This window comes from Pseudomonas inefficax (assembly GCF_032164165.1).
Classification (GTDB): Bacteria; Pseudomonadota; Gammaproteobacteria; order Pseudomonadales; family Pseudomonadaceae; genus Aquipseudomonas; species Aquipseudomonas inefficax.
Map to the genome: position 1 here is coordinate 3543556 of NZ_CP134401.1, position 23300 is coordinate 3566855.

19 protein-coding genes are annotated in these 23300 nt (G+C 62.4%); 9 read left to right on the forward strand and 10 right to left on the reverse strand.

Annotated features, from left to right (window positions below; genetic code table 11):
• Nucleotides 1–215 precede the first annotated feature (215 nt).
• From RIN61_RS15950 to norR, 10 genes are all read right to left on the reverse strand, one after another.
• Nucleotides 216–1550 (reverse strand): OprD family porin, encoded by a 1335-nt coding sequence (locus RIN61_RS15950; protein WP_207879420.1) that lies wholly within the window; start codon nucleotides 1548–1550, stop codon nucleotides 216–218.
• A 205-nt stretch (nucleotides 1551–1755) separates the two neighbouring features.
• Nucleotides 1756–1980 (reverse strand): hypothetical protein, encoded by a 225-nt coding sequence (locus tag RIN61_RS15955; RefSeq protein WP_085705421.1) that lies wholly within the window; start codon nucleotides 1978–1980, stop codon nucleotides 1756–1758.
• A gap of 289 nt (nucleotides 1981–2269) precedes the next feature.
• Nucleotides 2270–3673: a heavy metal sensor histidine kinase gene (locus tag RIN61_RS15960; protein ID WP_215520296.1), complete on the reverse strand. Its 1404-nt coding sequence runs from the start codon at nucleotides 3671–3673 to the stop codon at nucleotides 2270–2272.
• Nucleotides 3648–4322, reverse strand: coding sequence for a heavy metal response regulator transcription factor (locus tag RIN61_RS15965; protein WP_025337735.1), 675 nt, complete (start codon nucleotides 4320–4322; stop codon nucleotides 3648–3650). Before RIN61_RS15965 ends, RIN61_RS15960 begins: the two co-directional genes overlap by 26 nt.
• A 3-nt stretch (nucleotides 4323–4325) precedes the next feature.
• Complete coding sequence (locus RIN61_RS15970) at nucleotides 4326–7424, reverse strand: multidrug efflux RND transporter permease subunit (protein WP_112252032.1); 3099 nt, start codon at nucleotides 7422–7424, stop codon at nucleotides 4326–4328.
• Nucleotides 7421–8584 carry an efflux RND transporter periplasmic adaptor subunit gene (locus RIN61_RS15975; RefSeq protein ID WP_112252033.1) on the reverse strand — a complete coding sequence of 388 codons (1164 nt, stop codon included), beginning with the start codon at nucleotides 8582–8584 and terminating at the stop codon, nucleotides 7421–7423. The genes RIN61_RS15970 and RIN61_RS15975 overlap by 4 nt, the downstream gene beginning before the upstream one ends.
• A gap of 331 nt (nucleotides 8585–8915) precedes the next feature.
• A complete protein-coding gene (locus tag RIN61_RS15980) occupies nucleotides 8916–9650 on the reverse strand; it encodes a YkgJ family cysteine cluster protein (RefSeq protein ID WP_313852818.1) in 735 nt (244 codons plus the stop codon).
• A complete protein-coding gene (locus tag RIN61_RS15985; RefSeq protein WP_112252035.1) occupies nucleotides 9647–9958 on the reverse strand; it encodes a hypothetical protein in 312 nt (103 codons plus the stop codon). The genes RIN61_RS15980 and RIN61_RS15985 overlap by 4 nt, the downstream gene beginning before the upstream one ends.
• An 88-nt stretch (nucleotides 9959–10046) precedes the next feature.
• Entirely contained in the window at nucleotides 10047–10946 is a 900-nt protein-coding gene (locus RIN61_RS15990) for a chemotaxis protein (protein ID WP_112252036.1), read from the reverse strand.
• A 189-nt stretch (nucleotides 10947–11135) separates the two neighbouring features.
• Nucleotides 11136–12689 carry a nitric oxide reductase transcriptional regulator NorR gene (gene norR / locus RIN61_RS15995; RefSeq protein ID WP_112252037.1) on the reverse strand — a complete coding sequence of 518 codons (1554 nt, stop codon included), beginning with the start codon at nucleotides 12687–12689 and terminating at the stop codon, nucleotides 11136–11138.
• Between the two features lie 154 nt (nucleotides 12690–12843).
• Between norR and hmpA the strand changes: the two genes are divergently transcribed.
• From hmpA to RIN61_RS16040, 9 genes are all read left to right on the forward strand, one after another.
• Nucleotides 12844–14022, forward strand: a complete 1179-nt coding sequence (gene hmpA / locus RIN61_RS16000) for an NO-inducible flavohemoprotein (protein ID WP_075043809.1) — start codon at nucleotides 12844–12846, stop codon at nucleotides 14020–14022.
• Nucleotides 14023–14581: 559 nt separating this feature from the next.
• Entirely contained in the window at nucleotides 14582–15088 is a 507-nt protein-coding gene (locus RIN61_RS16005) for a disulfide bond formation protein B (RefSeq protein WP_112252038.1), read from the forward strand.
• Between the two features lie 558 nt (nucleotides 15089–15646).
• Nucleotides 15647–16591 carry a ubiquinol oxidase subunit II gene (gene cyoA, locus RIN61_RS16010; protein ID WP_015268993.1) on the forward strand — a complete coding sequence of 315 codons (945 nt, stop codon included), beginning with the start codon at nucleotides 15647–15649 and terminating at the stop codon, nucleotides 16589–16591.
• A 3-nt stretch (nucleotides 16592–16594) separates the two neighbouring features.
• A complete protein-coding gene (gene cyoB / locus RIN61_RS16015) occupies nucleotides 16595–18613 on the forward strand; it encodes a cytochrome o ubiquinol oxidase subunit I (RefSeq protein WP_112252044.1) in 2019 nt (672 codons plus the stop codon).
• A 3-nt stretch (nucleotides 18614–18616) separates the two neighbouring features.
• Nucleotides 18617–19240, forward strand: a complete 624-nt coding sequence (gene cyoC / locus RIN61_RS16020) for a cytochrome o ubiquinol oxidase subunit III (protein ID WP_025337745.1) — start codon at nucleotides 18617–18619, stop codon at nucleotides 19238–19240.
• Nucleotides 19240–19572, forward strand: coding sequence for a cytochrome o ubiquinol oxidase subunit IV (cyoD, locus tag RIN61_RS16025; RefSeq protein ID WP_003259128.1), 333 nt, complete (start codon nucleotides 19240–19242; stop codon nucleotides 19570–19572). The genes cyoC and cyoD overlap by 1 nt, the downstream gene beginning before the upstream one ends.
• A gap of 11 nt (nucleotides 19573–19583) precedes the next feature.
• On the forward strand, nucleotides 19584–20471 hold the full coding sequence (gene cyoE / locus RIN61_RS16030; protein WP_025337747.1) for a heme o synthase: 888 nt from the start codon (nucleotides 19584–19586) through the stop codon (nucleotides 20469–20471).
• A gap of 335 nt (nucleotides 20472–20806) precedes the next feature.
• Entirely contained in the window at nucleotides 20807–22015 is a 1209-nt protein-coding gene (alaC, locus tag RIN61_RS16035; protein WP_112252045.1) for an alanine transaminase, read from the forward strand.
• A 114-nt stretch (nucleotides 22016–22129) separates the two neighbouring features.
• Complete coding sequence (locus tag RIN61_RS16040) at nucleotides 22130–23257, forward strand: hypothetical protein (protein WP_313852825.1); 1128 nt, start codon at nucleotides 22130–22132, stop codon at nucleotides 23255–23257.
• The last annotated feature ends 43 nt before the right edge of the window (nucleotides 23258–23300 follow it).

A 23300-nucleotide genomic window follows, 5' to 3' on the forward strand; every position in this document is an offset into this window, starting at 1 on the left:
AGGGCCATTCGCGGCGGCGACATTCTAGGGAAGCGGGGATTGTCGAACAAGATTTGTCCGACGGAATCGCGGTAGACCTTATTCTGGACTGACCGAGAACCTTGTGGGAGCGGGCATGCCCGCGAAGCAAGCGCCGCGGTGCATGGCACCGGCTTCGCCGGTGTTCGCGGGCACGCCCGCTCCCACAGGTTGGATCTTTAGCTTGCGGTCCTGGATCAGAACACGTTCAACGGGTAATCCACGATCACCCGCAATTCATCGTTGTCGCTGTTGCTGTCGATCGACGCATAACCCTGGCTGCCACGGTGGGTGGCATAGCGCACCAGTACCGACAGGTCCTTCAGGTCACCCTCCTGGAACACGTACTTCACATCCAGGTCGCGTTCCCAGTGCGTGGCGTTCTTGCCATCGGCGCGGTAGTAATCGTAGTGGGTGGTGTCCTGGACGGCCTTGGTCAGGTCTGCCTCACCCCGCGAGTACGACAGCACCGTGGTCAGGCCTGGAATGTCCATGCCGGCGAAGTCATAAGCGTACTGCAGCTTCCACGAACGCTCGTTCGGTGCGTTGAAGTCCGAGTACATGCGCGAGTTGTCCAGGTAGATGCTGTCGCCCAGGTTGATGTAGTCGAACGGCGTGTTGCCGTTGACCCGCTGGTAGGCGGCGGTGACGCTGTGGAACCCGGCGTTGACGGTGAAATGCACGCTGTAGGTATTGTTGTCGATCTTGCCCAGCAGGGCCTGGCCGGTGTCCTGGGTGTGATAGAAGTGCACGCCCGGGTTCAGGCTGACCAGGTCGCTGACCACGTAGGTGTAGTCGAAATCGGCGTAGTACTGGTTCCAGATGTCCTTCAGCTCGGCCGCATACAGGTTGGCGGTGATGTTCGGGGTACCGCTCCATGACGCGCCGGCCCAGTTCAGGTGCTTGCTCTTGTCATGCTCGCCCAGCGAACCGTAGTAAGTGTCGATGCGGCGGTGGCCGCTCTGGTTGTACGGCTTGGTGAAGCTGACCTGGCCGCCTTCGAGCAGCAGGCCGTCGATGCTGGTGTTGGTCAGGCTCACACCACGGAAGGTCTGCGGCAGCATGCGGGTCTCGCCGCCGGCGATCACCGGGTTGGTAAGGAACAGGTCACCGGCTTTCAGCTCGGTGTCGAACGCCTTGAGCTTGACTGCGGCACCGGCGGTGGAGAACGAGTGCGGGGCAGCACCCAGTTCGTCTTCGTTCTTTTGGTGGGTTGGCAGAATGCTGGTGCCAGCATGGCCGCCGCCACCGTCGAGTTTCAGGCCCAGCATGGCGTGGGCGTCCAAGCCAAAGCCGACCACGCCCGGGGTGTAGCCCGACTCGAAGCGTGCAACCGCGCCCTGGCCCCACTCGCGGGTGTCGCGCACGCCGGCGTTGTGGTTGTCGCGGTTGAAGTAGGCGTTACGGAAATGCAGGTTGAAGGACGAGCCTTCGATGAAGCCATCAGCCTTGTCTTCATCTGCCTGAGCGGCGAAAGGGATCGTTGCAGTCAACGCAATGAACAGCGGGGTAAAACGAAACGCGGAAGGCACCGGTACTAGCTCCTTGGGTCTGGCGGTGGGGCAGTTTTTATTTTCGAATGTGCGTCTTTCTTATACGTGAACGTTACAGCCTGGCTGATAGTTGAAGCACATAAAAAAAGCCGCTGATCGGCAGCGGCTTTAAAAGGCTAACATATCGGCACCGGTGGTGCCCATGGTGTAGCCAAGGGAAAACGGGAGCAGCGACAGCGCTTGATCAGCTGTCGGCGTTAGCATCGACAGAAACCTTGGAAGCGGTCTGGTTTGCGTCTTTTGCGGCGTCGGCCTGCTGTGCGGCTACGGCTTCGCGGGCCTCTTGGTGGACCGCGGCGAACTCGGCATTACGGGTGACGAAAGCCTTGGATTCTTCGGCCATGGCCAGGGGCGACAACAACAGGGAAGACAGGACGAAGACGCTGGCAATACCCATACTGTTGGACATTTGAAACTACCTTCTTGCGGTGCAAGTGCTAATGAGGACAGGGGTAAAGTTAGTCCTTTCAATGCACTTGAAACAGAGCGAAGTGCGATAAGCACTGTTGCGCAAAAGGTAATTATCTTTGAAAAAAGCAATTGGACTTTCGCCGCAAACCCCCAGCCTAGAGCACTTCCGCGGCCCTTTGTAGGAGCGGCCTTGTGTCGCGATGGGGCGCGAAGCGGCCCCAGGTTTTGTGCCACAGCAACAATTGCCGGGGGCTGCTACGCAGCCCTTTCGCGACACAAGGCCGCTCCTACAGAGACCGCGCAGGCCTCAGAACTGGCAATTGGATGCCGAATGTATTGAACCCAGCGGCACTACGCACAAACACCTCCCCACCATGCATCAGCGCAATCGCCTTGACGATCGCCAACCCCAGCCCATGGTTACCGCCACCACTGTTGCTACGTGCCGCATCCACCCGGTAGAAGCGTTCGAACAGCAATGGCAGGTGCTCATCGTCGATCGCCGGCCCCGGGTTGCTCACGGCGATGCTGACCTGCTCCGGCCCGTCCGCGATCTGCACCGCGATCACCTGGTGCGGTGCGGTGTGCTGCACGGCGTTGTTCAGCAGGTTGATCAGCGCCCGGCGCAGCTGGGCCTTTTCGATGGGCACCTGGGCATCGCCGCTCACGCTCACGCTGACCTGCGCGTCTTCGAGAATGTAGTCCAGGTAGTCGAGGGTGGTCGCCACCTCCTCGGCCAGCGAGGCCTGGGTCAGGGCAGTGGCCTTGCTGCCCTGGTCGGCGTTGGCCAGGAACAGCATGTCGTTGATGATGCTGCGCAGGCGCTCCAGTTCCTCAAGGTTCGATTGCAGCACTTCGAAGTAGTGCTCGGCGCTGCGCCCGCGGGTCAGCGCCACCTGGGTCTGGCCGATCAGATTGGTCAGTGGTGAGCGCAATTCGTGGGCAACGTCGGCGTTGAAGGCTTCGAGCCGTGTATAGGCCTGGCTGACCCGGTCCAGTGCGGCATTGAAGGCGCCGGCGAACTGGGCCAGCTCCGGTGCCAGGTTCTCAGTCTGCAGGCGCCCGTCCAGGCGCGGTGGCGCCAGCGCCTGGGCCTCAACGGACAACGCCAGCAGCGGGCGCAGGCCGATGCGCGCCACCCAGTAGCCCAGCAGCGAGGCCAGCAGCACGCCGAGCACCGCCAGCCCGACAATTGCCACCAGCAGGCTGTGCTGGGCCTGCCAGAAGGTTTCGGTGTCGATTCCGATCAGAAAGCGCAGCGGCGGTCGCTCGCCCAGTGCCGGCAGTTCGCTGACCAGCACCTTGTAAGGGTAGGGCCGGTCGGGCAGGCGCAGGTCGCGCATGCCCTGCGCGCCTTCGGCGAAGGCGCGGACCAGCTCGCTGGGGTGACCGTATTCGTAGGCCGGGTTGCTGCTGACCACCCAGAAGCGAATGCGCTTGTCCTCTTCGCTGAGCAGGTTGAGCTTGTTGTTGATCTTGGCCCAGTGCTCCGGTGTACCGAAGCGGTTGAGGGTGGACTCGAGCACGCTGAAACGCGCATCCAGCTCGGCCTGTGGCAGCAGGTCGAGGCTGCGGTCGACCTGGCGGTACAGCGCCGAACCGATCAGCAGGAACACGCCGAGCGCCACCAGGATGAATAGCGCCGACAGGCGCAGCGCGATGGAATTACCCCGCACGGTTTTCCAGGACATAGCCCATGCCTCGGATGGTGTGCAGCAACTTGTTGTCGAAAGGCCCGTCGAGCTTGGCGCGCAGGCGCTTGATCGCCACTTCGACGACGTTGGCATCGCTGTCGAAATTGATGTCCCAGACCAGCTCGGCAATCGCCGTCTTCGACAGGATTTCACCTTGCCGGCGGGCCAGCACGCTGAGCAGCGAGAACTCCTTGGCCGTCAGCTCCAGGCGCTGGCCGGCGCGCGTGGCCTTGCGCGCCATCAGGTCGATCCACAGGTCACCCACCTGCACCTGCAACGGTTCATGGTTGCTGCTACGCCGGGTAAGGGCTTGCAGGCGGGCAACCAGTTCGAGGAAGGAAAACGGCTTGCCCAGATAGTCGTCGGCACCCTCGCGCAGGCCATGGATACGGTCTTCGACCCGTTCACGGGCGGTCAGCATGATCACCGGTGTCTGCTTGCGCGCGCGCAGGGCACGCAGCACGCCATAACCGTCCAGGCCCGGCAGCATCACATCCAGCACGATCACTGCGTAGTCACCTTCCAGGGCCAGGTGCAGGCCATCGATGCCGTCCCGCGCCAGGTCGACGGTAAACCCTTGCTCGCTGAGGCCGCGATGCAGGTAGTCGGCGGTTTTTTCTTCGTCTTCGATGATCAGCACACGCATGGTCTAGTCCTGGTTGGCACTGGGCGCCGCCGCATGGGCGACCTGGCGGCGGTGGAACAGGCGCTCCAGGGCCAAGTATATGACCGGGGTGGTGAACAGCGTCAGCGCCTGGCTCACCAGCAGGCCGCCAACCACGGCGATGCCCAGTGGCTGGCGCAGTTCGGAACCGGTGCCGAAGCCGAACATCAGCGGCACCGCACCGAGCAAGGCGGCCAGGGTGGTCATGATGATCGGCCGGAAGCGCGTCAGGCAGGCCTGGTGGATCGCCTGCTCCGGGGTCAGGCCCTGGCGGCGTTGGGCTTCGAGGGCGAAGTCGATCAGCAGGATGCCGTTTTTCTTGACGATACCGATGAGCAGCACCACGCCGATCAGCCCCATGATGCTGAAGTCCTGGCCCATGGCCCACAACAGGATCAGTGCGCCGAGGCCGGCCGAGGGCAGGGTGGAGATGATCGTCAGCGGGTGGACGAAGCTTTCGTACAGCACGCCGAGGATGATGTACACCGCCACCAGCGCTGCCAGGATCAGCCACGGCTGGCTCGATAGCGAGCTCTGGAAGGCCTGGGCCGCGCCCTGGAAGTTGCCGCTGATGGAGTCGGGCATGCCCAGCTCACGCTGGGTGCGCTCAAGGATGGTCACCGCATCGCCCAGGGCCACGCCCGGGGCCAGGTTGAACGACAGGTTGGCCGCCGGGAACAGGCCATCGTGGCTGATCGACAGCGGCCCGGTGCTGGGCGGCGCCACATGGGCCACTGCCGACAGCGGCACCATCTCGTTGCTCAGCGGCGAGCGCAGGTAGAAGTAGTTGAGGCTTTCGGCCTTGCCGCGCTGGCGGGCATCCAGTTCGAGGATCACCTTGTACTGGTTGGTCTCGGTCTGGAATTCGCTGATCTGCCGCTGGCCGAAGGCGTCGTACAACGCCTGGTCGACGTCGGTGGTGGTCAGGCCGAAACGTGCCGCGGCCTGGCGGTCGATATCGATGCGGGTGACGCTGGCACCCAGTTGCAGGTCGTTGGACAGGTCGCGGAACGCCGGGTTTTCCCGCAGGCGCTCGGTCAGCCGCTGGGTCCACAGGTTAAGCGCCATGCCGTCGTTGCTCTTGAGCACGTACTGGTACTGGGTGCGTGACGGGCCGGAGCTGAGGTTGATGTCCTGGCCGGCACGCATGTACAGGACGATGCCCGGCACCTGAGCCAGCTTGGGTCGCAGCCGGTCGATCAGTTCGCTGGCCGACACATCGCGTTCGCCTCGCGGCTTGAGGGCGATCCAGAAGCGGCCGTTGGCGATGGTCTGGTTGCTGCCGGTGACGCCCACCGAGTGGGAGAACGCGCGCACCGCCGGGTCGGCCTGGATGATTCTGGCCAGCGCCTGGTGCTTCTCGATCATCGACGGGTACGACACATCCGCTGCCGCCTCGCTGGTGCCGAGGATGAAGCCGGTGTCCTGCAGCGGGAAAAAGCCCTTAGGGATACCCACGTAACCGGCCACCGCCAGGGCCAGGGTCAGGCCGAACATGCCGAGGGTCAGGCGCTGATGGGCGAGGGCGCGGTCCAGGCCCTTTTCGTACCACCTGACCAGCCGCTCGCCGAAGCCGCCCTTGTGCTCTCCGGGCGGGCGGCGCATGAACAGTGCGCACAGGGTTGGCGCCAGGGTCAGCGAAACCACCACCGAAATCAGGATGGTGGCGGTGGCGGTAAGGGCGAACTCCTTGAACAGCCGGCCGACCACGCCGCCCATGAACAGCAGCGGGATGAACGCGGCGATCAGCGAGAAACTGATCGACACCACGGTGAAGCCGATTTCCCCGGCGCCCTTGAGCGCGGCAGTACGGCTGTCGTCGCCGGCCTCCAGGTGGCGGTGGATGTTTTCCACCACGACGATGGCATCGTCTACCACGAAGCCCACCGAGATGACGATGGCCACCAGGGTCAGGTTGTTCAGGCTGAAGCCGAAGATGTACATCAGCGCGCAACTGGCGATCAGCGATACGCCGAGCACGCTGGACACCACCAGGGTCGCCGACCACTGGCGCAGAAACAGCGCCATTACCCCGATCACCAGGGCCACGGCGATCATCAGGGTCAGCTCCACTTCATGCAGCGAGGCACGGATGGTCTGGGTGCGGTCCTGCAGCACCGACACTTCGACCGAGGCTGGCAGCATCTCCTGCAGCCTGGGCAGGGCAGCCAGTACCCGGTCCACGGTATCGACGATGTTGGCGCCAGGCTGGCGGAAAATCACCAGGTTCAGCCCGGGCTGGTCGCCGGACCAGGCTTTGACATAGGCGTTCTCGGCACCATTGATCACCTTGGCCACATCCTTCAGGTGCACCGGTGCACCGTCGCGGTAGGAGACGATCAGCTGGGCGTAGTCGTCGGGATGGAACAATTGGTCGTTGGCGGCGATGGTCGACACGCTGTGTTCGCCGTACAGCGCGCCCTTGGCCAGGTTCAGGCTGGTCTGCTGGATGGCCTGGCGCAAGTCGGCCAGGGTCAGGCCGATGGCGGCCAGTTTCTCGGGTTGCGCCTGCACGCGAATTGCGGGGCGCAGTTGCCCGGTGATGTTGATCAGGCCGACCCCGTCGATCTGGCTCAGCTGGCGCGCAAGCAGGGTTTCGGCGTAGTCGCTGAGATCGTTGCCGGGCATCTGGCTGGAGCTGACCGTCAGCACCAGCACCGGGCTGTCGGCCGGGTTGACCTTGCGCCAGGTCGGCGGGTTGGGCAGGTCTTGTGGCAGACGCGCGGTGGCGGTGTTGATGGCCGCCTGCACTTCCTGGGCGGCGGTGTCGATGTTCTTGTCGAGGGTGAACTGCAGGATCAGGTTGGTCGAGCCCAGTGCGCTGCTGCTGGTCATCTGGGTCATGCCGGGAATGGCGCTGAACTGCACTTCCAGCGGCGTGGCCACCGACGAGGCCATGGTTTCCGGGCTGGCGCCAGGCAGTTGGGCGGTGACCTGGATGGTTGGGAAGTCGGCTTCCGGCAGGGGGGCCACCGGCAGGCGCGGGAAGGCGATGGCCCCCAGCAGCACCAGGGCGAAGGTCAGCAGCAGGGTGGCGATGGGGTGGTCGATGCACCAGGCCGAAACACCGTTGCGCGTGTTCATGGCTGGCCCCGGCGGTCGGCCATTTCCGAAGGCGCGGGGGCGTCGGGGGTTACCTCGACCCGCGAACCAGGCTTGAGCCGCGACTGGCCATCGAGCACCAGTCGCTCGCCCGGCTTGACTCCGGCAATGATGTTCAGCCCGCTGTCCTGATACAGCACCTTGACCGGCACACTGGTGACCTTGTCACCGTCCAGGCGGTAGACGAAGTGCCCGTCGACGCCGCGCTGTACCACAGGCGGCGGTACCACCAGGGCGTTTTCTTCCACGGCGGTACGCAAGCGGATGGTGACCAGCTGACCCGGCCAAAGGCGGCCGTCCTTGTTGTCGAATTCGGCTTTTACCCGAACGGTGCCTGTGGTGGCGGAAATCTGGTTGTCGATCAGTGCCAGGTGGCCTTCACCGAGCAGGTTGCGTTCGCCATCGGCATCCATGTAGGCCTGCACCAGTGCCGGGGTGGGCGCCTTCAGCAGGCTTTGCAGGGTCGGCAGCATTTGCTGCGGCAGGGCGAATTCGACGGCGATCGGGTCGATCTGGGTAACGCTGAACAGGCTGCGAGTATCGCTGGTACGCACCAGGTTGCCCGGGTCGACGTTGCGAATGCCCACCCGACCGGTCACTGGCGAGCGGACCTGCGTGTATGACAGCTGCACCTCGGCATTGGCGATGGCTGCCTGGTTGCCCTTGACCGTGGCTTGCAGGCGGTTGACCAAGGCCTGCTGCTGGTCGAGGGTCTGCTTCGACACGCCGTTGTCGGTACTCAGCAGGCGGTAGCGCTGCAGGTCGACATTGGCCACCTGGATCTGCGCCTGGCTCTGGCCGAGTTCGGCGCGGGCCTGGTCGAGGCTGGCGCGGATGGCGCGGTCGTCGAGGGTCGCCAGCAGGTCGCCTTCCTTCACCCACTGGCCTTCCTTGACCAGAACCTGGGTCAGTACCCCTTCCACTTGCGGGCGCACCTCGACGCTGTGCAGCGACAGCACCGAGCCGATGGCGCTGGCATAGCGCGGCACGTTCTGCTGCACGACATTCACCACGCGCACCGGGATGGCGGTTTGCGCGCGGGCGGCAGGTGCTGGCTGGCGATGGCCGAACCAGATGCCCGCTACCGCCAGGACAAGGAGCGCCAGGGCGGCGAGGATGACAGGGCGGGGCGGTCGTCGCATTAGTGCGGGCACCTTGGCCAGATGGGTGGGGAGCGGTTGTCTGTATTCAAGCTTATAGTCCCCGGACCGGGTCGGCAGCGTGACTGCTGGCTGACAGCGCTGTCAGTTTCGCCTGCGCCGCAGGAAATCGCTCGCCTTTTGCGCTCCGCTGTAGCGCACAGAGCTGATCAGCAGGGCGATCCGCGTACCCTGTGGGAGCGGGTTTACCCGCGAAGAGTCCAACGCGGAGCATGGCACCGGCTGCGCCGGTGTTCGCGGCTAAAGCCGCTCCCACAGAGCTGGCGTCGGTTCATAGATCTGGAACAGGACAGTTGCCCCGTCAAAGGCATCGCTAGAAGCTGATGAAGGCGTAATACACCGGGGGCTCGTTAGTGGTGCGCAAACCATGTTCCTGCAAACTCGCCACCAGCGCCGTGTCCTCCACATGCAGGGCCCACTGTACCCGGCCAGCCTCCGGTGCCTGGGCCAGGGCCGCGCTGAACGCGCCCATGTCAGGCAAGTAGGCAGTAAACCCGTTGCCCTTGAGCGCACTGGTGGTCATGCCCAGCGCCTGGCACACCGCCACTTTGGCGGCGATGTCCTCGCGGTCGGCCTGGCGAGAGGCCTGCACCAGCGCCTCCAGCCCGGCATCCACCAGTTGGCTGCCGTGGATCAGCTCCGGCCCCTGCTGCCAGGCTTCCGGCGGGCAGTCCTTGCTGCCCGGCCGCAGCGGGATATGCGGGTTTATTTCCACCGGGTAGATGCGACATACCAGCGGCCGCTGGTCATAGATGGTGCACAGGTCGTTGTCGTCGAGGTTGCGGCAGCGTCCGGGGTTGAACGCGGCGAAGGTCACCGAGACGCGTATTTCGCTGTCGCCGCAGGGCACGGGATATGAACGACGCAGCACATGATCACGCTGTTCTACCGGCATGCCAGGGCCGTCCGCCACGAAGGCTTCGATCAACACCACCACCTGGCCGTCGTTGTCCGCCCAGCGGTGCGCTTCGGCCAGGGTCAAGGGCACGTGGTGGCCGGTACAGCACTTGCCGCAGCCGGTGCAGGCGAAACGCAGGCTGTCGGTCACTTGACCTCCGGGCTCCATTCGCTGACGAAGGCGCGCTGCTGTTGGCGGTCGTACAGGCACAGCTCGGTACCGGTACGCTGCTGCATGTGCTTCTGGGGGTAGACGCCTTCGATCAGCAGGGCGCTCATGCCGACCTGGTCATCGAACTCGGCGGGCTTGCTGCGGGCGTGGGCATCCTTGAACTGGCTGGCGGCCAGGCAAGCCTTGAGCATCTGCTGGCGCTGTTCGTTCCAGGCCTGGCTGCTGGAGGCCTGGGCGATACCGCTGACGAGGGCGCAAGTGATCAGGATAGAGCTGAGAAACTTCATACGCGATTCCGGCAAATTACTTGCGAGGGGCGCGAATTATGCCCGACTCGACCCCGGCGGCAAGCCGGGGAGTTTGTCTCCGAATATATCAGCGCTCGGCGAACACCACGGTACGCGCCGCCACCACCAGACAATCGGTCAGCTCCGGCGAGGAGAACTTTGTGAGGATGGCATTGGCCCCGGCCTGGGTCGCCTTTTCGCTGCTCATGGCGCTGTCCAGCGAGGTATGCAGCAGTATGTACAGGTGCTGGAAGTCGGGGGTCTCGCGCAGGGTACGGGTGAAGGCGTAGCCGTCCATTTCGCTCATTTCGATGTCGGAGACGATCACGTTGATTTCCTGCGCGGTGCCTTGCAGTTCCAGCAACACGTTGATGGCGTCCTTGGCGCTGCGGGCGGTGTGGCATTCGATGCCAAGGTTGCGCAGGGTGTGTACTGACTGCTGCAGGGCCACCTGGCTGTCGTCCACCACCAGGATGTTGGCGGCGGCCAGCAGGCTGGCGTCTTCCTCGTCCAAGGTACCGTGAGGCTGTTCGGGCGCCGGCGGGGCGATGGCGTGGATGACTTTTTCGATGTCCAGCACCTGAACAAGGGTGTTGTCGACCCGGGTCACGCCGGTGATGAACGAGCGGCTGCCCGAGCCGTAGGGTGGTGGTTTGATGTCGGTGCTCAGGCAATGCACGATGCGGCTGACCGCCTGCACATGCAGGCCCTGGCGCGAGCGGCTGATCTCGGTGACGATCAGGCAGCCGCCGTCAGGGTCGGCCAGCGGCCGTTCGCCGATGGCGCGGGACAGGTCGATGACCGACAGCGGATTGCCGCGCAGGGTCGCCACGCCTTTCACGTGAGGGTGCGATTCGGGCAGCTTGGTCAGCGGCGGGCAGGGGATTATCTCGCTGACCTTGAGCAGGTTGATTGCCATCAACTTGCCGCTGCGCAGGGTGAACAGCAGCAGGGACAGCGAATCCGCGCGGGCATTTTGCGTGGCCATGGTGACCTTCGTGGGGAACAGGGGATAACCGGTTATCGGCCTGTTTTGGTCGGGCTTTAGCGGGCGTGGGGATTCTGGGGCTGCTTTGCAGCCCATCGCGACACAAGGCCGCTCCTACAGGGGATCGCGGTCCCTTGTAGGAGCGGCCTTGTGTCGCGATGGGGCGCAAAGCGCCCCCAGGATTCCTACTCAGCGCAGCCCGAGCCTACGGGCCAGGCGACTGAGGTTGGCGCGGTCCAGGCCGAGTTCCCGGGCAGCCGCTGCCCAGTTATCTTCGTGTCGTTGCAGGCAGGCCTCGATCACCTGGCGCTGGTAGTCGTCGACGGCTTCGCGCAGGCCCCCCTCGGGTAGCGGTGCCGCCGGCAGGGGCGCGGCAGGGGAGGGCGGGGTGCCGGGCGTTACCGTTGCGCGCAGGTCCAGGTCGATGGCCTCCAGGGTGAGGATGCGCGGCCTGTCGGAATGCTGGCCCAGCGCCTTGAGCGCCGAGCGACCGATCAGGTGTTCCAGTTCACGCACGTTGCCCGGCCAGTCATAGGCCAGCAGCGCAGACTGGGCCTCGCTGCTCAGGCGCAGGCTGTTCAGGCCCAGGCGCGAGCGGTTCTGTTCGAGAAAGTAGCCAGCCAGTAACAGCACATCGCGCCCACGTTCGCGCAACGGCGGCACGTGCAGCGGGTATACGCTGAGGCGATGGTAGAAGTCGGCGCGGAAGTTGCCAGCGCGTACTTCTGCCGCCAGGTCGCGGTTAGTCGCGGCGATCAGGCGCACATCCACCCGGTGCTCGCGGTCCGAGCCCAGGCGCTGCAACTGGCCGCTCTGCAGCACCCGCAGCAGTTTGGCCTGCACCGTCAGCGGCAGTTCACCGACCTCATCGAGGAACAGCGTGCCGCCATTGGCGAGCTCGAACTTGCCGCGGCGCTCGCCATGGGCGCCAGTGAAGGCACCGCGCACATGGCCGAACAGTTCGCTTTCGACCAGGGTGTCGGGCAGGGCGGCACAGTTGAGGCTTACCAGCGGTTTGCCAGCGCGGTTACTGGCCTGATGCAGGGCCTGGGCCACCAACTCCTTGCCGACCCCGGTCTCACCGGTGATCAGCACGGTCAGGTCACTACCACCGACCAGGCGGATTTCCTCCACCAGGCGCTTGTGCGCGGGGCTCTGGCCAATCAGCTCCTTGTCCTGGCCGCTGGCCTGGCGGTAGATCTCCGCGCGGTGGTGTTCGTCTTCCGCGCGCAGGGCCAGGTGCTCGATGCGCTCGGCCACGGTGACCGTGGCGGCGGCCAGGCTGGCGAAGGCCTGCAGGGCGCCCAGCTCCAGGCTCTGGAACTGCCCAGGGGTCAGCGCATCGAGGGTAACCAGGCCCCAAGGGCGCTCGTCGACCATCAACGGGCAACCCATGCAGTCATGTACTTCCAGGTTGGCATGGGGGGCGTTGACCAGGCCGTCGTAAGGGTCGGGCAGTTCGGAGTCGCTGGCGAAGCGGGTGGGTTCCGGGCTGCTGAGCAGGATCTGGAAGCGTGGGTGCTCGCTGATCCGGAAGCGCCGGCCCAGGGTATCGGGGCTCAGGCCGTCCACCGCCAGCGGCACCAGCCACTCACCGTCCAGGCGCAGTAGCGCGGCGGCATCGCAGGGCAGCAGCCCACGCATGGCCTGTAGCAGGCGGCGATAGCGTTCCTGGTCGGGCAAGTCACGGGAAAGGTCGCTGACCAAGGGCAGCAGAGTGGTGAGCAGGGGCTTCGTGGTCATATGGACTCCTGTGGGTCGATATGACTATACGTTGGGGTGGGTCGTTTTGACATGACCTGCGTCAACCCCCTGATTTTCCTGGAGATAAAAGTTGGCATGATTGATGTAACAGCTCGGGCAGTCATTTGAAGCCACAGGCTCAGGAGTTGTTGCAATGCTCAATGCCGAACAACGTGCAATCATCAAGGCCACTGTCCCCCTGCTGGAAAGCGGCGGCGAAGCGCTGACCACCCACTTCTACAAGATGATGCTCAGCGAGTACCCGCAAGTGCGTCCGCTGTTCAATCAGGCCCACCAGGCCAGCGGTGACCAACCGCGCGCCCTGGCCAACGGCGTGCTGATGTATGCCCGCCACATCGACCAGCTGGAGCAGCTTGGCGGCCTGGTCGGCCAGATCATCAACAAGCACGTTGCCCTGCAGATTCTGCCGGAGCACTACCCGATCGTCGGCAGCTGCCTGCTGCGTGCCATCGAAGAAGTGCTGGGCAAGGAAATCGCCACCCCCGCCGTGATCGACGCCTGGGGCGCGGCCTATGGCCAGCTGGCCGACATTCTGATCGGCGCGGAAGAGAACCTTTATAAACAGAAGGAAGAAGCCGAAGGCGGCTGGCGCGGTACCCGTGAATTCCGCCTGGTACGGCGTGAGCAGGAAAGCAGCGAAATCGTTTCGTTCTATTTTGCCCCGGTGGATGGCAAGCCGGTGCTCAAGGCCGAGCCTGGCCAGTATATCGGCCTGAAGCTGGACATCGACGGCGCCGAGCAGCGCCGAAACTATTCCCTGTCGGCGCTGTGCGACGGCAAGGAATACCGCATCAGCGTCAAGCGCGAGGCGGGTGGCAAGGTCTCCAACTACCTGCACGACGTGCTGGCGGTGGGCGATACCCTGCAGCTGTTCCCGCCGGCTGGCGACTTCACCCTGGCGGCGAGCGACAAGCCGCTGGTGCTGATCAGCGGTGGCGTGGGTATTACCCCGACTCTGCCAATGCTGCAGGCGGCACTGCAAACCCAGCGTGAGGTGCATTTCATTCACTGCGCCCGTAACGGCGCCGTGCATGCCTTCCGCGACTGGATCGACGAGCTGGCCGAGCGTCACCCTCAGCTCAAGCGCTTCTACTGCTATGCAGAGCCGCAGGGCGGTGCCGCGGCCGATGCCGTGGGCCTGCTGAGCGAGGACCTGCTGGCCGAGTGGCTGCCGCAGGAGCGTGACGTGGATGCCTACTTCCTCGGGCCCAAGGGCTTCATGGCGGCGGTCAAGCGCCAGTTGAAGGGCCTGGGTGTGCCAGAGCAGCAGAGCCGCTACGAGTTCTTCGGGCCGGCGGCTGCGCTGGAGTGATGTAGCGCCTGCACTGGCCCTTTCGCGGGTAAACCCGCTCCCACAGGTAACCCACAGCGCCTGAGACCTGTGCGATCCCTGTGGGAGCGGGTTTACCCGCGAAAGGGCCGGCACAGGCTCATGAAACATTCATCCCAGCCGCTGGCAAGCCAGCTCTCTTGCGGCACTGCTCCCGCCCGTGGGTAATCGAGAACGAAACGGTCGATCGCATTCGTCGCCTGGGGGCTGGCTTGCCAGCGGCTGGGCCGCACCTCATGTTCCTGCCAATATAAAGGAGAGATGAAAGCGACTGTGCAGCTTTCATCTTTAATCCTCCTTTAATCACGGTATCCTTCACTCCCGGGTGTCGAGGGGGCTTGCCCCTGCGCGGCATCCGGGCAGCCGCTTTTTTGCCGCCCGGCGTTGAACCGACGTCGTTGCGGCCGGTCTCAGCCACACCGGATAGCCCTGCGCAGCGCTATCACGCCGCTTCCTCGGCACGCTCAAAGGCCCTGCCCAGCGTGTAGACTTGCGCCAGGCAGGCGGATCACGCTGCCACTATCCATCGAAGGAATCGGCAATGAACGAACAAACATCGCGCCTGAATCGGGAACGGCGCTTTCTGGTACTGTTGGGCCTGATCTGCATTTCGCTGATCGGTGGCGCCCTCTACATGCAGGTGGTCCTGGGCGAGGCACCATGCCCGCTGTGCATCCTGCAACGTTATGCGCTGTTGTTCATCGCCGTGTTCGCCTTCATCGCCGCGGCGATGCCCGGGCGCCGTAGCCTCACCTTCTTCGAGGCACTGGTGGTGCTCAGCGCCATTGGCGGAATCGTTGCGGCCGGCAACCATGTGTATATACTCGCCAACCCCATGGTCAGTTGCGGCATCGACACCCTGCAGCCGATCGTGGACGACCTGCCGCTTGCCAAGCTCTGGCCGCTGGTGTTCCAGGTCGACGGCTTCTGCAGCACGCCGTACCCGCCGATCCTCGGTCTGTCGCTGGCGCAATGGGCGCTGGTGGCGTTCGTCCTGACAGCTGTCCTGGTTCCGCTCGGGATCTATCGCAACCGACGCCGGGCTTAGACAAAAGTCCCGAATTGCATGGGGTCTTTTACGCCGCATGAGAAGAGGGGAAATCCGCTCCCCGCTTGATCCAGATCAACCTAGAGGCCTTGCAGAATGCGGCTTTGGGGCCTATCAAGCGGGGTGCGACAAACTGTCGCGAAGTTGAATTTTTGAGCAGTATTGTTACGGATTCTGTAAAGGACTGTTGCTCAATAAGTCATAGTCAAGGGTTGGCGACCTATCTACAATCGCCCCCAATTTCCGTTCGGCACTGCTTGCGAGTCGCAGGATTGAAGGAAGCCCCAGCGCTCCTTTTTGCTGACTTCGTCAAGTTTCGCCAAACGGCGATACCGGGCGGACCCCCCTCCGCGTTTTCCGCACCAAATGGACTTGGTCTGAAGTACAGGCCTGTTGCCTACGAAACCATAAGCACCGCTAACACGCTTTGACGCCAAGGTCCTGCAGCCGGACCCGGGCAGGAGCGAGTACGGGCGCGAATTGCCGCACTTGGCAGGACGAAGTGTTGGCTACCAAAACACAAATTGCATTGAAGCAAGCTGATCTAGAGGTCGTGAGATGAGTAAAAAGCGTTACCCCAGACTGTTTGGCATATTGCCCTTTTTAGGCATGCTTTTACTCAGTGGGTGCAACTGGACCCTGCTCGACCCGAAAGGTCAGGTCGGCATTGAGCAAAAGAACCTGATCCTGATCGCTACCGGCCTGATGCTGCTGGTGGTGATTCCTGTCATTATCATGACCGTGGTTTTCGCCTGGAAGTACCGTGCTTCCAACAAGGCTGCCACCTACACCCCTGACTGGTCGCACTCGACCAAGATCGAAGCCGCGGTGTGGATCATCCCGATCCTGATCATCATCGCCCTGGGCTACTTCACCTACCACTCCACCCACAAGCTGGACCCGTACCGTCCGCTGGATTCCGATGTGAAGCCGGTGCAGATCGACGTGGTCGCGCTGGACTGGAAGTGGCTGTTCATCTACCCGGAGCAGGGCATTGCCACGGTCAACAAGATCGTCTTCCCGGCTAACACCCCGGTCAACTTCCGCGTCACTTCCGACGCCGTGATGAACTCGTTCTTCATCCCGGGCCTGGGCGGCCAGATTTACGCCATGGCCGGCATGACCACCAAGCTGCACCTGATCGCCAACGAAAACGGCGAGTTCGACGGTATCAGCGCCAACTACAGCGGTGCTGGCTTCACCGGCATGAAATTCAAGGCTACTGCCACCTCTCAGGAAGACTTCGACAAGTGGGTCGCCGAGGTCAAGCAGTCGCCGAAGAAGCTGGACAAGGCCGAATACGACGCCTTGGCCAAACCAAGCGAAAACAACCCAGTCGCGCTGTATAGCGAGGCTTCGCCTGACCAGTTCCAGCTGATCGTCGACAAGTACGAAGGCATGAACCGCGGTCGTCCGAGCCACGAAGAAGCAGGCAGCAAAGATCTGGCCACTACCAAGGGTGTGGAATCGAGTATGCAACCAGCTGCCGGTGCAGAGGAGTAAGAGATGTTCGGTAAACTAAGCCTGGAGGCGATACCCTATCACGAGCCGATAGTCATGGTGACGCTTGCCATGATCGCGCTCGGTGGTATCGCTGTCGTCGGTGCTATCACCTACTTCCGCAAGTGGTCCTACTTGTGGAGCGAGTGGTTGACGACTGTCGACCACAAGAAAATCGGGGTGATGTACATCATCGTCGCGATGGTCATGCTGCTGCGCGGTTTTGCCGACGCCATCATGATGCGTACCCAGCTGGCTGCCGCTACCGGTGGCTCCGAAGGCTACCTGCCGCCTGAACACTATGACCAGATCTTCACCGCTCACGGTGTGATCATGATCATCTTCATGGCGATGCCGTTCTTCACCGGCCTGATGAACCTGGCGGTTCCTCTGCAGATCGGTGCACGTGACGTTGCCTTCCCGTTCCTGAACTCCCTGAGCTTCTACCTGCTGCTGGCAGGCGTGCTGCTGGTCAACATCTCGCTGGGCGTTGGTGAATTCGCCAAGACCGGCTGGGTTGCCTATCCGCCGCTCGCGGGCATCCAGTACAGCCCTGGGGTGGGTGTCGACTACTACATCTGGGCGCTACAGCTATCCGGATTGGGTACGACGCTTACCGGCGTGAACTTCCTCGTCACCGTGATGAAGATGCGCGCACCTGGCATGAAGCTGATGGACATGCCGATCTTCACCTGGACCTGCACCTGGGCCAACGTGCTGATCGTGGCTTCCTTCCCGATCCTGACCGCTGCACTCGCTCTGCTGACTGTTGACCGTTATCTGGACTTCCACATTTTCACCAACGAGCTTGGTGGGAACCCGATGATGTACGTCAACCTGTTCTGGGCGTGGGGTCACCCTGAGGTGTACATCCTGATCCTGCCGGCCTTCGGTGTGTTCTCGGAAGTTACCTCCACCTTCTCCGGCAAGCGTCTGTTCGGCCACCACTCGATGATTTACGCATCGGGCGCCATCGCCGTGCTGGGCTTCGCCGTGTGGCTGCACCACTTCTTCACCATGGGTGCCGGCGCCAGCGTCAACACCTTCTTCGGCCTGGCGACGATGCTGATCTCCATTCCGACCGGTGTGAAACTGTTCAACTGGCTGTTCACCATCTACCAGGGCCGTCTGCGCTTCACCGCGCCGATCATGTGGACCCTGGGCTTCATGATCACCTTCTCCATCGGTGGTATGACTGGCGTTCTGCTGGCTGTTCCAGGTGCTGACTTCGTGCTGCACAACAGCCTGTTCGTAATTGCTCACTTCCACAACGTGATCATCGGTGGTGCGGTATTCGGCTACATCGCCGGCTTCGCCTACTGGTTCCCGAAAGCCTTCGGTTTCACCCTGAACGAGAAGTGGGGCAAAGCTGCCTTCTGGTTCTGGATCTCGGGCTTCTACGTAGCGTTCATGCCGCTGTACGCCCTGGGCTTCATGGGCATGACCCGTCGTCTGAACCACTCCGACAACCCACTGTGGGAACCCTACCTGTACGTAGCCGTTGTCGGCGCCGTGCTGATCCTGTTCGGTATCGCCTGCCAGCTGATCCAGCTGTACGTATCGGTTCGCGACCGCAACCAGAACCTGGACGTGACCGGCGACCCATGGGGCGGCCGTACCCTGGAATGGTCGACTTCGTCGCCACCTCCGTTCTACAACTTCGCCCACATGCCTGAGAAGGTTGGCCTGGATGCCTGGCACGAAGCCAAGGAAGCCGGTGTCGCCTACAAGCCTGCGGCCAAGTACGAAGCGATCCACATGCCGAGCAACACCTCTACCGGTTTGTTCATGGGCCTGTTCCTGACCGTCTTCGGCTTCGCCTTCATCTGGCACATCTGGTGGCTGGTTGGCGCGAGCCTGGTTGCAACCATCGCTGTCTTCGTTCGCCACGCTGCGCGTGACGATCAGGGCTACATGGTTCCGGCCGAAGAAGTGGCGCGCATCGAAGGCGAGCGCATGAAAGCGCTGGCCAAAGCAGGTGCTCTGCCTGCCGGCGCACGTGTCGAATCGTTTGAGCGGGTGTAATCAATGTCCAGTCAAGTAATGCACGGTGCTGCTCATGGTCACGACCATGGGCATGACGACCACCACCACGACTCGGGCCAGATGACCGTACTCGGTTTCTGGCTGTACCTGATGACCGACTGCATCCTGTTTGCGTCGCTCTTCGCCACCTACGCGGTGCTGTCCGGCAGTTTTGCCGGCGGCCCGTCGGGTCATGACATTTTCCAGCTCGATTTCGTAGCTGTTGAAACGCTGTTCCTGCTGCTGTCCTCGATCACCTTCGGCTTCGCCATGCTGAAGATGTTCGATGGCAAGAAAGCTGGCGTACTGGGCTGGTTGGCTGTGACCTTCCTGTTCGGTGCAGGCTTCATCGCGATGGAAATCTACGAGTTCCATCACCTGATCGCCGAGGGCTTCGGCCCGCAGCGCAGTGGCTTCCTGTCGGGCTTCTTTGCCCTGGTAGGTACCCACGGTCTGCACGTGACCGCCGGCCTGATCTGGATGGCAATCATGATGTACCAGATCAACAAGCACGGCATCACGCCGACCGCCAAGACCCGCATGAGCTGCCTGAGCCTGTTCTGGCACTTCCTGGACGTGGTCTGGATCTGCGTATTCACCGTCGTCTACCTGCTGGGAGTTCTGTAATGGCTAACGCACACGACACTCATCACGAAGGTAACCACGGCAGCGTCAAGTCGTACATGATCGGCTTCATCCTGTCGATCATCCTGACCGCGATCCCGTTCGGCCTGGCCATGTCGCCAAGCCTGCCGAAGAACCTGACCGTTCTGATCATTGTTGCCATGGCCGTGATCCAGGTAGTAGTGCACCTCGTGTACTTCCTGCACATGGACCGCTCGAAAGAGCAACGCAACAACGTTTCGACGTTCCTGTTCACCACTCTGGTGATCGCTCTGCTTGTCGGCCTGTCTCTGTGGATCATGTTCAGCATCCACTTCGAAATGTTGGCCAAGTGAGGTAAGACTGCATGTCCGTTAAGCACTTTATCCAAATCACCAAACCGGGGATCATTTTCGGTAACGTGCTTTCCGTGGCAGGCGGTTTCTTCCTTGCCTCGAAGGGCCATGTGGATTTCGCCCTGTTCCTGGCGGTGGTGATCGGTACTTCGCTGGTGGTCGCGTCCGGATGCGTGTTCAACAACTGCATCGATCGTGACATCGACCACAAGATGGAGCGCACCAAGAACCGCGTCATGGTTCAGGGCGGCATGTCGCTGCCCCTCGCGCTGATCTACGCCACCCTGCTCGGGGTGGCGGGTTTCAGCCTGCTGTATGTTCAGGCCAACCCGCTGTCGGCGTTCTGTGCGCTGATCGGCTTCATCGTCTACGTCGGTTTCTACAGCCTGTGGCTGAAGCGTAAATCGGTGCACGGCACCTTGGTCGGCAGCCTGTCTGGTGCCATGCCTCCGGTGATCGGCTATTGCGCCGTCAGCAACAGCTTCGACCTGGCTGCGGTTACCCTGCTGGTGATGTTCAGCCTGTGGCAAATGCCGCACAGCTTCGCCATCGCCATCTTCCGCTTCAAGGATTACAGCGCTGCCAACATCCCGGTCCTGCCGGTGGCACGTGGCATCCTCGCGGCGAAGAAGCAGATCGTGCTGTACGTGCTGGCCTTCGTGCTCGCGACCCTGATGCTTACCCTTGGCGGTTACGCCGGCCTCGGCTACCTGGCCGTGGCAGCAGCCATGGGCCTGTACTGGCTGTACATGGCCTGGGGTGGCTACAAGGCCGAGGACGACAGCAAGTGGGCCCGCAAGGTGTTCGGCTTCTCCATTCTCACCGTCACTGCCCTGAGCGTGATGATGGGCGTGGATAGCCAGACTGCTGCGGATGTGCTGATGACTTACGCACGCTGAAACTGCTGCCTGTTTCACGAAAACCCCGGCCATGCGCCGGGGTTTTTTTATGGGCGTTTTCCTGTGCCGGCCTCTTCGCGGGTAAACCCGCTCCCACAGGGACCGCAGCATACTCGAAACGTGTACAAGGTCCTGTGGGAGCGGGTTTACCCGCGAAGAGGCCAGCACTAAAAACATAAAATTCAGGTTTTCAAAAAATACATCTGAAAAGTTATATAGAAACGGGAAATTATCCTTTACAGAGTTCCAGTTTCGGCACTATCTTCTGATTTAGGCCGCCACATCGGCCAACGTCGCTCGGACGGTTCCGGGCGCTTACGTACTCAGAGGAAGCCATGGCCAACCCAGGTTCGCCGCGCCGCTTTGCGCGCATCGATCGTCTCCCCCCTTACGTCTTCAACATCACTGCCGAGCTCAAGATGGCCGCCCGCCGCCGTGGCGAGGACATCATCGACCTGAGCATGGGCAACCCCGATGGCGCCACCCCGCCGCACATCGTCGAGAAGCTGGTGCAGGTCGCCCAGCGTGAAGACACCCACGGCTACTCCACCTCCCGCGGCATCCCGCGCCTGCGTCGGGCCATTTCCAACTGGTACAAGGAACGCTACGAGGTCGACATCGACCCGGAAAGCGAAGCCATCGTCACCATCGGCTCGAAGGAAGGCCTGGCGCACCTGATGCTGGCTACCCTCGACCAGGGCGACACGGTGCTGGTGCCCAACCCCAGCTACCCGATCCATATCTACGGGGCGGTAATTGCCGGTGCCCAGGTGCGTTCGGTACCGCTGGTGCCGGGAGTGGACTTCTTCAACGAACTCGAGCGAGCCATCCGCGAATCGATCCCCAAGCCGAAGATGATGATCCTCGGTTTCCCGTCCAACCCCACCGCCCAGTGCGTGGAGCTGGACTTCTTCGAGCGCGTGGTGGCCCTGGCCAAGCAGTATGGCGTGCTGGTGGTGCATGACCTGGCCTATGCCGACATCGTCTACGACGGCTGGAAAGCCCCGTCGATCATGCAGGTGCCGGGGGCCAAGGACATCGCGGTGGAGTTCTTCACCCTGTCCAAGAGCTACAACATGGCCGGCTGGCGGATCGGTTTCATGGTCGGCAACCCCGAGCTGGTCAGCGCCCTGGCGCGGATCAAGAGCTACCACGACTACGGCACTTTCACCCCGCTGCAGGTGGCCGCTATTGCCGCACTGGAAGGTGACCAGCAGTGTGTGCGCGACATTGCCGAGCAATACCGCCAGCGCCGCAACCTGCTGGTGAAAGGGCTGCATGAGCTGGGCTGGATGGTCGAGAACCCCAAGGCTTCGATGTACGTATGGGCGAAGATCCCGCCAGAGTATGCGCACCTGGGCTCGCTGGAGTTCTCCAAGAAGCTGCTGGCCGAGGCCAAGGTGTGCGTGTCGCCGGGTATCGGCTTTGGTGACTATGGTGACGACCATGTGCGCTTTGCCCTGATCGAGAACCAGGACCGTATTCGCCAGGCGATTCGCGGGATCCGGCAGATGTTCCGGGCTGATGGGCTTATCCGCAAGTAAGCCATGGGGGCTGCAAAGCAGCCCCAACTGATTCAAAGGCGAGTTTTCCACCTGCATCCCACCGATTGATTTACCTATTTTTCTGCACTCATTTCTCACCACAGAGACACACAAATGAGTGTTTTCACCGCCTATTTCTGCGGCACCGGTTCCCACCGCTTCGACGACGCCAACCCCAACTTCTGGAACGGTGAACTGGTCTCGACCCTGGCCAGCAACGACCAGGGCCGCGAATTCGCCCACTGGATCGCCGTTGACGGCCCCGGCAGCGGCAACCTCCAGGATGACAACCTGTTCGTCGAGCCCGGCGGCTATTTCAACTGGACCGGCCAGCTGTTTGGCCGCGGTTGGGAAGAGAACGTCAACCATGTGCTGCAGGTGATCAAGGGTGAAACCAGCTGGCAGCGCACCAAGCTGAACGAGGACGAGTACCAGCGCCTGAAGGACGCTGGCGTCCCCATTTCGGATGTGTCTTCTACTGCCTCGTGGTTCTGGCGTACCTACGACTACGGTGATCGCCATCCAACTCCGCAGGAATTGCAGGAGCGCATCATCAGCATGTTCCGCAAGCCGCGCTTGCCGACCCAGGTGAACCTGGTGGGCTGGAGCAGGGGCGGGATCAGTTGCCACATGCTGGCTAACGCCATGGCGCAGGACCCTGTGTTGCGCGGCATACCGGTGAACATCTTTGCCATTGACCCGGTGCCGGGAGTTGGCAATGTACAGGTCGAGCGCGTAACGCTGACTGATAACGTCAAAGAGTATGTAGGCTTCTACTCGCGGGATGAGCGCTCCAAGGGTTTTGCTTGTGTGATTCCTACAGTCGCAAGCGATACGCGGATATGTGTCTACCCGATGCCAGGCCGGCATGCCACGTTGGTGGGTAACGCCTCGGCGGATGGTGCGGGCGACGGCAAGGTGCTGGTGGAGCCGGGGTTGATCGTTCGTCATTTTGCCGAGGTCTGCCTGACCCGCTGGGGTGTGCAGTTGGACAGGCGCCTGGCCTTGGGCGACAGCCAGTTGATGAAGTATCACCAGCTCATGGCGGCTGCCGACAAGCAGTATCAGGCCATGCGCAGTGCGTCCTACACCGTACTCACCGAGGGCGAAAAGCACGACCGGCTGGTGCACTGCGGTGAAGCCCGCACTTATTTCAGCAAGGTGCAGGGAGGGGAGTACGACCCGAGCGCAGGTTTGGCTTTGCAGCGTTGGGATGCCGCGACTTACAAGGCCATCTGCTAGCCGTAACGGGCGGCCGGATCAGCGGCAGATTTTTTTGCATTGC